Annotated in this window: 9 protein-coding genes and 1 pseudogene; 2 read left to right on the top strand and 8 right to left on the bottom strand. The window is 52.2% G+C overall.

Annotated features, from left to right (window positions below; all coding sequences use genetic code 11):
- The first annotated feature begins 101 nt into the window (after positions 1–101).
- Together JHU38_RS12410 and JHU38_RS12405 are read left to right on the top strand one after the other, a co-directional pair.
- A complete protein-coding gene (locus tag JHU38_RS12410; protein WP_232369869.1) occupies positions 102–854 on the top strand; it encodes a hypothetical protein in 753 nt (250 codons plus the stop codon).
- Positions 851–1699: a hypothetical protein gene (locus JHU38_RS12405; RefSeq protein WP_232369868.1), complete on the top strand. Its 849-nt coding sequence runs from the start codon at positions 851–853 to the stop codon at positions 1697–1699. The genes JHU38_RS12410 and JHU38_RS12405 overlap by 4 nt, the downstream gene beginning before the upstream one ends.
- An 806-nt stretch (positions 1700–2505) precedes the next feature.
- On the opposite strand, the pseudogene JHU38_RS06670 reads toward JHU38_RS12405, so the two are convergent.
- The 8 genes and pseudogenes from JHU38_RS06670 to JHU38_RS06640 all read right to left on the bottom strand — a co-directional run bounded on the left by JHU38_RS06670 (position 2506) and on the right by JHU38_RS06640 (position 12750).
- Positions 2506–4022, bottom strand: a pseudogene (locus JHU38_RS06670) (sulfatase).
- An 83-nt stretch (positions 4023–4105) separates the two neighbouring features.
- On the bottom strand, positions 4106–4582 hold the full coding sequence (locus JHU38_RS12400) for a RagB/SusD family nutrient uptake outer membrane protein (RefSeq protein WP_233246600.1): 477 nt from the start codon (positions 4580–4582) through the stop codon (positions 4106–4108).
- Positions 4546–5601, bottom strand: a complete 1056-nt coding sequence (locus tag JHU38_RS06665; protein ID WP_232369867.1) for a RagB/SusD family nutrient uptake outer membrane protein — start codon at positions 5599–5601, stop codon at positions 4546–4548. The genes JHU38_RS12400 and JHU38_RS06665 overlap by 37 nt, the downstream gene beginning before the upstream one ends.
- Before the next feature lie 12 nt (positions 5602–5613).
- Positions 5614–8937 carry a TonB-dependent receptor gene (locus JHU38_RS06660; RefSeq protein WP_232369866.1) on the bottom strand — a complete coding sequence of 1108 codons (3324 nt, stop codon included), beginning with the start codon at positions 8935–8937 and terminating at the stop codon, positions 5614–5616.
- A 34-nt stretch (positions 8938–8971) separates the two neighbouring features.
- Complete coding sequence (locus tag JHU38_RS06655) at positions 8972–9970, bottom strand: FecR family protein (RefSeq protein WP_107581415.1); 999 nt, start codon at positions 9968–9970, stop codon at positions 8972–8974.
- A gap of 76 nt (positions 9971–10046) precedes the next feature.
- A complete protein-coding gene (locus JHU38_RS06650; protein WP_107581416.1) occupies positions 10047–10622 on the bottom strand; it encodes an RNA polymerase sigma-70 factor in 576 nt (191 codons plus the stop codon).
- A gap of 71 nt (positions 10623–10693) precedes the next feature.
- Positions 10694–11686 carry a quinolinate synthase NadA gene (nadA, locus tag JHU38_RS06645; protein WP_107582333.1) on the bottom strand — a complete coding sequence of 331 codons (993 nt, stop codon included), beginning with the start codon at positions 11684–11686 and terminating at the stop codon, positions 10694–10696.
- Positions 11687–11703: 17 nt separating this feature from the next.
- The gene (locus tag JHU38_RS06640) at positions 11704–12750 is read right to left on the bottom strand and encodes a virulence RhuM family protein (RefSeq protein ID WP_107581417.1); all 1047 of its coding nucleotides are present in this window, start codon (positions 12748–12750) and stop codon (positions 11704–11706) included.
- Between the last annotated feature and the right edge of the window lie 1232 nt (positions 12751–13982).

Here is a 13982-nt window from a genome sequence, read left to right as displayed (position 1 = left end):
TTAGGAATAAATCTTACAAATCGGACAAATCATAACAAATCATTATTTTCAAACTTCAAATTTCAAAACGCAATCATTTAATTTTTCAATTTCAATTTAATATGAAGACAAAAGACATCATCCAGAGGCTCAGCCTCTTCCTGTTTATCCTCGTGCCGGCCATACCGGCATGGGCACAGGGCAGCAACGACATCAGCATCGGCTCGAAGGCCGACTGGCAGGCATTCTGCAACCGCGTGAACAACGGAGAAACCGGGCTCAACGCCATCATGACCGCCGACGTCGACCTCGGCACGGACATCGTGATGTTGGGAACAGACAAATCTTATTCCGGTACGTTCGACGGGCAGGGATATACGCTCTCTTTCAATTGGACTAACACAGGCGAAAGAACAGCCCCTTTCAAGTATGTGAATGGCGCCACCATCAAGAACCTGCGCACCCAAGGAAAAATCGCATCGAACAATTTTGCGTTGTCCGGATTGATTTATTGCGTGGCCGGCACAACCACAGTCTCGGGCTGCGTCAGCGACGTGGATCTCATGTGCAACAATCCATATGTCACAAACCAATTAGGGGGCATGCTTAGCTCTAGATACTACGGTTCCGTCGTTACCTTTACCGACTGCGTCGTCAAGGGCAATATTACCGCCATGACCGACAAAGGCAAGAAAGGTATGGGAGGATTTATAAATAATGATTGGGCACTCAACGCCACCATGACCCTGAACAACTGTCTCTACCTCGGCACGAACAACGCCGGCGACGAGAGCTACACCTTCGCCCCCGCTGACGCCACCATCAACAACTGCTACTACCTCAACACCTGCGGCGAGGCGAGGGCACACAGGTGACCGAGGCGCAGCTGAAGAGCGGCGAGATAACGAAACGCCTGCAAGGCGACCGCACCAACGCTTGCTATTGGGCACAGCAGCTGGGCGAAATGCCTGATCTCTACAGCGAGGGCGACAAGAGCAAGACCAACTACGTCTACTACGACACGCCGAACGCCAAGTGGGTGTGCGAAGACTTCGTGCTCACCGACGGCACGCCGCTGCCCATCGGCATTGACTTCACCGCCGCCACCGTAACGAACACGCGCACGCTCGCCGTAGACAAGGCCACCCTTTGCCTGCCTTACGAGTTGCCCATCAGCGGCTTCAAGGCCTACACCCTCTCGGGCACGCAAGGCTATGCCGGAGCGGTACGCTTCACGCCTGTAACCGACAAGCTCGAGGCCTACAAGCCTTACCTGCTCACGGCTGACGGCACGCCACAGCTCGGCGGCAATGACATAGAGGTGAAAGCCTTCAATGCCGCCGCTTTGACGACCACCGCCGGCAAGTACAGCTTCGTGGGCACGATAGACGGCGTGGACAACGCTGCCGCCGCCAACGCCTACATCCTGCAGAGCAACGGCAAATTCCACAAGGTAACGACCGACAACCTCGCCGCCACGGTTCCTCCCTACCGTGCCTATATTGTCCGCAACGGCAGTCAAGGCGCCAAGGAGTTCTCCATCATCCTCGACGACGAGACCACCGGCATCGATGGCGTGACGGACGACGCGACGGGATTTAGCGGTCCGGTGTACGACTTGCAAGGTCGGCGCGTGGCCGATCGCCTCGCCGACGCCGCACGCCGCCAACTGTCCGCAGGCGCCTACATCGTCGGCGGCCGCAAGGTAATCATCAAATAAAACTCTATTTTCATCGGAGGGGGCGGCACGCCATATATTTCGCATCCTCCCGATGATTTCATCCGGCAGGCGTAGGGGCGTGATTCATCACGTTCCGCTCTCACAAAGGGCTTATCCGATAATTTGTGGGGACAAGCCTACAAGTGATTTTGTCAGAAAAAATCGCATTATTTTAACACTTACGTAACGCTTCATCTAAGTGCCGGCACGCTGAAAAATCCCTTCGGTTTGCCGATTTTGATATCCTTTTATGCCCAAAGCTATGCTTTTATCGACTCAAAGCATAGCGATGACGCCGCTAAAGCATAACTTTCAGCCGATGAAAGGGCCGCAATGACAGGCTAAAAACATAGCTAATAAGGGTAAAAAAGTGAAAGGAAAACGCCTTAAAAAGCACAACGTATTGATAACCAGCGATTTATAAACTGGCTCTACAATCGTTTATTTTCGTCCAAGTCTTTTCTTTTCCGGAATAATGCCACTTTTTGGAGGGTGGATGTAAAGATTATTCAGAGTAAAGACAGAAGGACATGTTTTCCTCATGTTGTTTTTAAGGACATAAGGACATGTTTTTCACATGATGTTTTTTGACATAAAGACATAAGGACATATTTTTTGTTCATGTTGTTTTTTTGACATAAAGACATAAAAACATATTTTTCAGATTGTCGGAACAGGACATAAGGGCCGCAAGCGGCCAAGAAAGACATAAAGCTAAGTGGGAAATGATAAATGAGAAGTGGGAAATATAAAATGTGGAGTGTGAAAAGATAAGCTGTCTACATTTCACACTCCACACTCTTCAGTTAGTTCTCCCTCCCTTTGGGAGGGCCGAGGTAGGTCCATGGCTCGTCGGGCCATGGACAGGGCTGTCCGGTCGCTTTAAACGACGGGCGCTGACCGCCATTCTTTCTAAGATAATCGCCCAACTCACGGGAGAGCGACTTGACGATTGCGGATAACGGGCCGCCAGGTCGTTCTTCTCACCGATATCCCGCGGGATGTTATACAGCTCCTTCTTCCCCGTCTTGTAACTGTAAATGAGTTTCCAGTCGCCCTTTCTGATGGCACAGTTCAGGCTGATGGCCGGTCCCGTGTTGCCCCATACGTTCGGATAGTTCCACACCAAGCTGCGGCCGCGCGACGGATCGCCCGTACCGGTCAGCAGCGGCACGAAGCTCCTGCCGTCTATCGTCTGCGGCACCCGGTATTTCCCGATTCCCGCCATCTCCAGAATGGTAGGGTAGAAGTCCTCTATCATGATGTAACGGTCGCACCGACTGCCCGCCACCACCCGTTTGGGCCACCTCACGATCATCGGTTCGCGAATGCCTCCTTCGTGGAGCGACCCCTTTCCGCAGTTCAACGGCGCGTTTTGCGTAAACAGCGGTTCGTCGCGCCATTGGCTGCCCGTGGCATAACCGCCGTTGTCGCTCATGAAAATGACGATGGTGCGCTCGGCCTCACCGTTCTTCTCGAGCCAGTCGAGAATCTCGCCTAAGCTATGATCCATTCCTTCCACTAATGAGGCGTAGGCGGCTTCCTTGTCGGAGAGTCCCTTCCTTATGTATTTAGAGAAATAACGCTCGTCGCGATCTATCGGCACATGCACCGCGTAATGCGACATATACAGGTAGAACGGCTGTCCGTAGGCCTTCGCCTGTCCCAGAGCCCGCAGCGCCTCGCGCGTCAACGCTTCGGTGAGAAACGTTCCTGTGCCCCAGTATTTATCGAGTCCCGGCACGGAGAAGCGGGAAGTGGGCGTGCCGTCCTTCCTGTGTCCGTAATTATCTTCACTGAGATAGGTGGCTGGCGCGCCGGCGGCATGTCCCGATATGTTCACCTCGAATCCGAAATGCGTCGGATTCTCGCCCGGCGTATCGATGGCGCCCCAGTGAGCTTTGCCGCAGTGGATGGTGTGATAGCCGCCACGGCGAAGCAGTTCGACGAACGACACGGCCGGATAGGTATGGTCGACGTCCTCGGTCTGGCAGATACCATTGTAGTTCCAGTCGGGCACGGCCACACGATCGTCATCGTCATCGGTCACGATATTCTTCTCAAGCGTCCAGTTCGTCACGCGATGGCGCACGGCGTTCGACCCCGTCATCAGGCTGCACCGGCTCGGCGAACTGATGGGACAGGCGTAGGCCTGCGTAAACAGCATTCCCTCGGCCGCCAGCCGTTCCATGTTGGGCGTCTCGTAGGTTCGGTTCAGCCGCGTCGGCTGCGTCCAGAACGGTACCGATGTATCCTGCCACCCCATGTCATCCACCATGAAGAGGATGATGTTGGGCCGCGTCGGCTCCCCCGTGGCGGCCATGGGCGTGGCCGACGACGCGGAAGCTAAAAGGAAAGAATAAAATCTGAGATCTTTCATTATGCTTAAAAAGTCAAACGTTGAATCTATTTTTTGTGACTCTCATAACCCGGATTCTGCTCAAGACGGTCGTTTGCCTCCATCTGTCGCAGAGGGATGGGGTAGAGTGTCTGGTAATCCTTGGCGTCTTTGCCCCTTGCCCGTGCGTCGGAAATAAGTTTTCCGTGGCGGATGAGGTCTTCCCTGCGCAAGCCTTCCGTATAGAATTCCCTGCCGCGTTCGGCCAGGATGAAGTCTCTGAACCGCTCTTTGGTGGGATAATCGGATAGCGATATGAGTGTCGTCTTGGCTCGTTTACGAACCATATTGACCAGACTGACACTCTCCTCATTCGGTCCGTTGAGTTCGTTCAAGGCCTCCGCCTTGCAGAGCAGGATGTCGGCGTACCTCACGTACACGATATCGTTTCCCATGTGCTCGCCTACGGCATTGGGATCGGGCCAATACTTGAAGCTGCGCACGTTGTTCAGCGGGTTGCCCTTGGCGTCTCTGAGCAATTCCACCTCGTGTCCCGACTGGTTGGTGTAACGCGTAATGAGGAGTTTCCTCCTTGTGTCATCGTCGCCGAACGTGTCATAGAAAGCGGTATAGGTGCGAAACTGCGCTCCGAAGTTGGCCCAGTGCTCTGAACGGGATAGTTGGGTGGAAAGGCGTGGGCCATGTAGTTGTTGGCATAGCCGCTTTGCGCGATGCAAGGTGCCCTGTAAATGAATTCCCGATTGCTTTCGTCCTCTACCGTAAAGAGTTTGGTGTAATCGTCGTAGAGCGAGTAATAGCCCAGGTCGATGATCTTTTGGGCCGTGGCCACCACCTTCGACCAGTCCTTCTCGTGCATGTACAGCTTCGTGAGAACGGCCAGCGCGGCCCCTTTCGTGGCATGGCCGATCGGTTCCTCTTTCACCGGCAGATGTTCCGCCGCGAAAGTCAGGTCTTCTTCCATGTATCTGACCATCTGCTCGTGCGTCGCACGGGGCGTAGACCGGCCTATTTCCTCTATCTTTTCGGGCGAGGCGCCGTCGGGAATCTCGATGATGGGCACGGTTCCGAAGAGATTATACAGGAAATAGTAGGAAGAAGAGCGGATAAAGCAAGCCTCACCGCGTATGGAATTGACTTTTTCCTCCGATATTCCCGACAGTCCCGACGTGACGTCGAGCACGGCGTTGGCGCTCGATACGGCCGTGTACATCTTCGTCCAGAAACTGTTGAGCAGCTGATCGTCCACGGACCACGCGTAATTGATGAACGGCGCCGCGTTACGCTCCAGTCCTCCGCCCGTCTCGAAGGCGATATCGGTGGGAAACTCGTTGAAGAGGTACATATAGTTGCGGCTTTCATACTGCACGATTCTCGACCTCGAATAGGCGCCGGCCAGCAAGGCGTCGACGCCGTTTCGCTCTTTCAGAAGCGCGGAAGGGTCGTATTCCGTATATACTTTCTCATCTAAGAAGTCCTTGCATCCGGACAGCGTCACGCAGAAAAGCGCGGCGGAAAGGGCTAATGATAATTTCGAATGTTTCATTGTCGGTACACGTTAAAAGGTCAGGTTTACTCCAAAGCGAATCGTTCTGGAGAGAGGATAACTGTTATAATTGACTTTGGAGACGCTGGACGAGCCGGTAACGCTGGCGTCGGGGTCGAATCCGTCGTAGCTTGTAAAGGTACACAGGTTGTCCACCGAGGCGTAAACCTGCGCCGTCTGGAGTATTCTGTGGCTCTTCAGAGGGATGTCGTAGGTGAGGCTGACATTCTTCACACGGAGGAACGACGCGTCTACGACTGTCAGAGAATTGACAACATACTGTCCGCCGTAATTCGTGGGATTCACGCCACTGGGATAACGGTTGGTGGGATTGGATGGAGTCCAGCGGTTCTTGTAGTATTTGGCCAGACGGTTACGGTATTCGTTGGTAGGGTAGAGCGACTCCAGCACATTGACATCCAAGGTGCTGATACCGTAAACGCCCTGCAGGAACACGCCCAAGGTGAAGTTCTTGTACTTGAAGGTGTTGGTGATGCCGAAGGTGACGTCGGGAAACGGCTTGCCCAGGATGGTGCGGTCCTCCGACGTGATGCGGTCGTCGTTATCATAGTTGTGGAATTTCAGGTCGCCGGGACGGGCATTGGGCTGGGCGGAATGGGCGATGTCGTCGCCCTGCTGGAAGATACCGTCCACCTTGAAGCCGTAGAAAGCGTAGATGGGGTCGCCCACCCGCGTGATGTTGAATCCCGATACGAACGACGCGATGTCGCCGGTAATCAGCCGCGGCATGTAGTCGGGCAGGCTCTTCACCTCATTCTTGAGCAACGACAGGTTGACCGACGTTTCCCAACTCAGTCTCTTGGACCGGACGTTCACGGTATTGAGGACGAGATCCAGACCCGAGTTTCGCACGTTGCCTGCGTTGACTTTTACCGAAGAGAAGCCGATGGCCGACGGCAAGAGCTTGTCGAACAGCTGGTCTTTGGTGTTTCTGACGAAGAGGTCGACGCTGCCCGAGATCCGATTATCGAAGAAACCGAAGTCCACGCCTACGTTATATTCCTCCGTCGTCTCCCACCGCAGGTTGGGATTGGGCAGTCGCGCCAACACCAATCCCTGCGAAAGCGAATTGCCGAAGACAACCGAACCGCCCGCTACCAGCGTGCGGAGGGTCGCGTAATTGTTGATTCCCTGGTTGCCGAGCCTACCGTATCCTACGCGCAGCTTCAGGTAACTCAGCTGCTTCAGCCGTTTCATGAACGATTCTTCCGACATTCTCCACGCGAGGGCCATGGACGGGAAGAAGGCGTATTTGTGGTTCTCGGAGAAGCGCGACGTGCCGTCGTAACGAAAAGACGCCGTAAGCAGATACTTGTCGCGCAGGTTGTAGTTGAACCGGCCGAGAAGTCCGTGCAGCCTGTTGCGGCTCTTGAACGAGTACACGTCGTCGCCGTTGAGCGTATCGCCACCGTGCATGTTGTTGTAGCTCAACACGTCCGACAGGAATCCTGTGGCGTTGCCCGTGACGTATTCCGACAGGAACTGCTCGTAGGTGGTACCGAACATGACGGAAAGGTCGTGGATTTCATGAAACGTCTTACTGTAGTTCAGCAGGAACTCAGCAAGCCACTGCGTGCTTTCGCCGCTCCTTTTGTTGGCCGAGCCGCCCGAAGCCAGGCCGGTTATGGTCTCGCGTGTGCGGTAGAAATTATTCATATACGAATTGACCGTCGCGCCCACCCTCGCCGTCAGAATCAGGTTCTTCAACGGTTCCAGCTCCACGGCCAACGTGCCGTAGGCGTTGTTGGAATGGCGGTCGGTATCGATGCCTTTCAGAAGAGCCAGCGGATTGTCGAGCGAGATATAGTCGTTCGTGTAATAGCGGCCCGTTTCCGGATTCTTTCCGGCTGGAAGGGTAGGGTCGAACTGGATGGCGGAATTGATAACGCCGGCACCTTCGTTGACGCCCGTTCCCTCGAAGATGGAGGTTCCGTCGTCACGCGTATAGTTCATGTTGAACTTGAAACGCAGAAAGTCGGTCGGCGTCAGGTTGACGTTGGCCCTCACGTTGTATTTAGTCAGCTTAGACCGATCGACCAGTCCCTGCTGATCCATGACGCCTAATCCCAGATAGAACGTGTGCTTCTCGCCGCCGCCCGAGAACCCGAGTCTGTAGTTCTGAACGGGCGCACCGTTACGGAAAATCTCGTCCTGCCAGTCGGTTCCGCGACCTACGGAATTGATTTGATCCTGCGTATAGATGGCGCCGTCGGGATGATTCGACTCCGATCGCAGCGCGTTCAACGTCTCCATATAGTCGCGGCCGTTCAACACTTTCATCCGCTTGGCAACCGACTGGAATCCCAGTTCCGCGCCAAACTTCACCCGCAACGAGGCTTTCGCCCCCGACTTCGTGGTGATCAGAATCACGCCGTTGGCCGCCCGCGTTCCGTAGATGGCCGCCGCCGAGGCGTCTTTCAGCACTTCGATGGACTTCACGTCATCGGCATTGACAGACGACGGGTCGACGCCGGGCATGCCGTCCACCACGACAAGGGCGTCGTTGCTGCTGTTGATCGAACCGGCACCGCGAATCTGTATCTTGGTAGAGGCACCGGGCGCTGAACTCGTCTGGCTGACGTTCACGCCCGCCGCCTTGCCGTTGATCATCTGGAAGGCGTTGGTGGTGATACCCTCCGTAAACTTTCCTTCGCCCACGGACACCACCGAGCCGGTCAGGTCGCTCTTCTTCACGGTGCCGTAGCCGATGACGACCACCTCGTTGAGTGATTCCGTGTCCTCACTCAACCTGATAAGCGAACTTTCGGAGAGCTTCACCGTCCGGGGACGATAACCCACGTAACTGACGTACAGCTTGGCGTTGGCGTCCGTTACGTAGAAGGTGTAATTGCCGTCTATGTCCGTCACGGTGGCGTTTCCGGTACCCTCTTCTTTCACGGTGGCCCCGATAACGGGTTCACCGGCCGGGTCTACGATTTTGCCGCTTACCTTCCGCTTGGCTTCCGTGGAAGCGTTGGCTACGGGGGTGCGGACGCCGCGCGCCTTGTTGACGACGATGTTCTTTCCCTTGATTTCGTAATTCACGTTCTGATGAGCCAGAATCTGACCGACAATCCGTGTCAGGTCGGCGTTGTCGGCCTTCACACTGACAATCTTGTCTACGTCGATGTCTTCGGCGTAGAACACGAAGGAATAACCGGTCTGTTTCTTTAATTGCGACATAGCCTGCTTCACCGTGACGTTGCTCACGTTGAACGTCAGTTTCTGAGCCGACGCCGCGATGACCGCAAGACAGGCGATACAGGCCATCAGGAGAAATCTCTTGCCGAGACGGCACATGTTTTTTCTTTTCATGGGCTGCTGTGTTTTGATGGTTGCTTGATATGTACTAATATAAAATGTATTTTTCTTTTTCTCTCTTATAGCGTATCTGCCAGGTGTCCGACATCACGGCCAACACCTGTTCCAAGGTGTTCTCCTTGCGATTGAACGAACCGTAGAATCGTCGGCCGGCCACTCCGGCAGCCACTTCTACGCGTGCGCCGTAACTTCGCGACAGTTCGCGGGCTATCTCGGCCACCGTGGCGTTGTCGAAGGTCAGTTCGGTCATCTCGCGGGCCGTACGCGCGTCTTTTTCCAAAGAGGTCTTGACGATTCGGCCGGTGCGCTTGTTCATCACGACGCGCTCGCCGGGCAGCATTTCATGGCCCGCGGTATGCGCTACCTCGTTGTCGAGACTGACCTTTCCCTCGAAGAGATTCACCCGGGCGTAATCGTCCTGACGATAACTCCTGAAGCTGAATTCGGTGCCGAGGTCGTGGAGAACGAGCTCACGGGTGCTTACTTTGAAAGGCAGCCGGTCGTCGTGTTTGACGGTGAAGTAGCCTTCCCCGTCAATAATCACCTCACGGTCGGTAATACCGAAGCCCTGCGAATAGGTCAATGTCGACCCCGAGTTGAGCTTCACCGTGGTACCGTCGGGCAGTTTCAGGTTCAGCTGCGACCCTTCGGGAACTTCCGTCACCACACTCGAGAAGTCGCTCTTGACGGCATTGGTTCCCAAGCGGTAGCCTATCCACGGCAACACGACGAGAAGGACCACCGCTGCGGCGGCCACCCGGCGCAACCAAACCCGCTTTATGCCACTGCCTGTACGCTCGCGACCGACACGGGCGTGGAAACGGGCGATGGCGGCCTCGGTGTCGAAAGAGGATTCGCCACTCGCCGTGCGGGCTGCCACCAGTGTCTGGAGACAACGGCGCACGTATGCCGCATGGTCGTCCGACTCCCAGGTCCACGCTTTCAGCGTCAGGAAGTCCTCACGACTGATGGTTCCATCAATAAAGGAACCTATCAGCAGGTCGATATCGGGGTTTGATTCTTTCATTTTTCTTCATCTTTCAATAAAGTATGACCAAAAAAGATGAAGAAAGGGTAGCGAGAAAAAGAAAAAAAGATTTTTTTTATTTGATAAGAAGCAACAGCAGAAGGCACCGCCCCATCGCGTCGGACAACAGGCGTATGGTCTTCTTCATGTGATATTTCACCGTGTTGACCGAGATACCCAGCTCCATGGCTATCTCGGCGTAGGTCTTTCCCTCCGTCCGCTGCATCATGAAGACCCTTCGGTCCTCTTCGGGCAGGCTGTCGACGATTTGGCTGAGCCGTTCCTCGGCCTCTCTGACCAGCAACTGTTCCAAGGGATGGGCATCGTCGAACAGCGATGAGATGAAATCCAGCCGGTCGCCCATGTCGATTCGACCGGTCATCTGCCGCTGCCGATGACCAAGTGAGTTCAGTTCGTTCAGACTCTTGTTGCGCACGGCTTTCAGCAGGTAGGCCTTCAGCGACTGTATGTCTATCTCGGAACGCCGTTCCCATAGCGCGAAAAACACGTCGTCGACCACCTCCTCTACCAGTTCGGCGTTATGGAGAAGCTGCATGCCAAACCGGCACAACAATGGATAGTATTCGCGATAGACAGCCTCAAACGCCTTTTCGTCGCCCTGTCTGATTCGCCTGATTATAATTTCATTCATCGCGTGAATCCGTTATTTCCCACTCCCCATTCCCCACTCCTCATTTCACATTTCCCATTCCACATTTCCCATTATATCCTCAGCATCCGTTCGATGGGTTTCACGGCGTCGGCAGCGATGGCGGGGTCCACCTCCACCGTGGGCCATCCGTATTTCAGGGTCAGATAGACCTTGCGGAGCGTGTTCTTCTTCATATATTCGCACTCGTTGCAGGCGCATCCCGGTCCGCCTTCACTCACCTCGGGCGGCACAGGATAGAACGTGGCGGCAGGATGGGCGCGCTCCAGCTCGTGCAGAATGCCGGCCTCCGTAGCTACGATATACTCCGTGGTCTCGGGATGAGCCCGGACGTAGGCGAGCATGGCGGCCGTGGAGCCTTTTACATCGGCCAGAGCCAGGACGGGCGCCTTACATTCCAAATGAGCCATGACGACGGCTTGGGGATGCAGCCGACGGAGTTTCATGATGACGTCGACGCCAAACTTCTCATGTACGTGGCAACCGCCGTTCCAAAGGAGCATGTCGCGGCCCGTGACGCTGTTGAGATAGTCGCCTAAGTTACGGTCGGGTCCGAAGATTATCTTGGCGTCGGGCGGAAAACTGTCGATCACCCGTTTGGCATTGCCGCTCGTCACTACGCAGTCGGTCAGGGCCTTTACGGCCGCCGTGGTGTTGACATAGCTCACCACCTGATAGCCCGGATGCTGTTCCTTGAATCGGCGAAGGTCGTCGGCCCGACAGCTGTCGGCCAGTGAACAGCCCGCCGTGAGGTCGGGACAGAGCACCGTCTTCGTGGGCGAGAGCAGCTTGCACGTTTCGGCCATGAAGTGCACGCCGCACATCACCATTACACGGGCGTCGGTATCGGCGGCCTCGCGGGCCAGCGCCAACGAGTCGCCCACGAAGTCGGCCACGTCCTGTATGTCGCCCACCGTATAATAATGTGCCAGGACCACAGCGTCCTTCTCACGGCAGAGCCGGCGAATCTCCGCCTTCAAGTCCAATGACGCGTCGACCGCCTCGTCGACATAGCCTTTCTCCTTCCAATCTTGCTTGATTTCCATATCTTTAACTGTATTATTCATTTTTCGTCGGAATTAAAATCAAGTGGTAATATATTTCCTTTATCAAAGCGGTCAAAATCTGATTTAAAAAGTTTATCTTGAATAACTCTGTATTTCTCAAATTCTGTTTCAGCATACTCTTTCGCATATTCAGCCGATACTTTCCCACTGTCGGGCAACACGGGACGATCTGTAACGTCCAGAAACTTGTCTATACGTTTTGCCCAATCCTCCATGGTCATGGGAATATGACGTTTCGCCATATCTTCAGCAACATCAAGGAAAGAATTGACAATTCTCCCCATTGCTTCCAATTCATTTTCTTTTAAATAATTCTTTGCGACGGAAACATCCGTTTTCACAATCTTTCCGTTAGGTACTTTTTCCCATGAAGTTAACCCCATGTGTTCATGCTCTGCATTAGCCCTATCTACAATTAACTCTGCGGCAGTATGCCCATGCACAGCGTAGTGCATCTTATTCTGCACTTTTTTGAAAAAGATACGAGTGGTAGGTGCATTAAGATTGTAATCAATACTCGTTGTATATATGTCAGTAAGTTTCTGATAAAATCGACGTTCACTCAGTCTAATCTCCCTTATTTCGGCAAGCAGATGTTCGAAATAGTCTTCCCCAATAAATGAGCCGTTTTCCATTCGTTTTCTGTCTATGACATACCCACGAATAGCAAACTGACGAAGTACATAAGTACACCATTGGCGGAATTGAGTTGCACGAACAGAATTGACACGATAGCCGACGGAAATAATGGCATCAAGATTGTAAAACTCAACCTCTTCTTTCGATTCTCCACGAAAACCTCTTTTTACGACTGTTTCTATTTTGGAAATAGTCGTTGTTTTATCAAGTTCTCCGCTTTCAAAAATATTCTTTAGATGTTTACTGATTGCAGAAACTCCTACGTTAAACAATGTTGCCATTGCTTTTTGTGTCGCCCATATAGTTTCTTTTTTATACACGACTTGTATGCCATCTTCTTTTCCTTCAATCATAAAGGTAAGGAATTCAGCTGTACTATTTCTTATTTCAAATTGTTTCACCATATATAGTCATATATAATTCTACTATCCAAAATTCTTTCAGATAACCTTCAATCGCTATCGCAGAATATACAGACACAAAGGTACGTTTTTAAAGACGTTGTTCCAAAATAACTTGGAATTTATTGTTATCAAGAATTAAAGCATTGTATTTCAAGACACAAGGACATAATTCCTATATGCCGTTTTTCTGACATAAAGACACATGTTGAGTTTTTTGACATAAAGACAAAAGGACATGTTTTTCTTATGTTGTTTTAAAGACATAAAGACATAAGAACATATTTTTCTGTCGGCGGAGAACAAAGACATAAGGGCCGCAAGCGGCCAAGAAAGACAGAAAGCTAAGTGGGAAATGGGAAGCGGGAAATGTAAAATATAAAGTGTGAAGTGCGAAAAGGTAAGCTATCTACATTTCACACTTCACACTCTTCAGTTAGTTCTCCCTCCCTTTGGGAACCGAAGGTCGCTGTTCGCGGAGCGAGGTAATTGCAAATCGCTGGCCGAAGGGAAAAGCAAAGCAATGGCCGGGGTAGGTTTTCTTACAAAGACATAAGGGCCGCAAGCGGCCAGCTTGAAATTGCGGAAAGTTCCAAAATGATAGCATAACAGATTACCAACTTTTACACCTCTTTTCTTAAACCGAACTGGCGTATATATTAAGGTATATTTCCCAATAGTTATGCTTTCAGGGTGTAAAAGCTATGCTTTTGGCTCCTGATAGCAGCCCTTTTACACGCTAAAAGTTATGCTTTTAACTACTAATAGTTATGCTTTTAATTCCAATAGTTATACTTTGACAAAAACAATGGATTACTTCTCATTTCCTCGTTTTTATTTTTTCTTTTCTTAATATAGAAGCCATGCAGAGGCGGAACGTGATAAATCAGGCCCCTACGGCTCACGCCATTTACAAAATCCGGAAATTATTCCTTTTTTCCACACTTCATTATTATTTTTTATTTCTTCTCTTTTTTAAAAGAAAAGGAAAAGAGTAAGATGATATCGTGTGGATATGTTTATAACTTCAGGACGATTTGTTTGGTAGTTTCAATATTAACATTTCAGGGATTGTTACCCACGGCTGCTTGAAATATCTTCAGGATGATACTCAATGGTTTGTGCGTGTTTTCCACAAAAGGGTATCACTACGTGCGGTGTTGATAAGTTTATATCTTTTCTGATGGAAAAATCGTTGAAAACTTTTTGAAAATGCTTGGATAAGTATGTGGATA

Origin of the sequence: Prevotella illustrans (assembly GCF_017426725.1) — a bacterium.
Lineage (GTDB): Bacteria > Bacteroidota > Bacteroidia > Bacteroidales > Bacteroidaceae > Prevotella > Prevotella illustrans.
This window is presented reverse-complemented; position numbering and strand designations above follow the sequence as displayed.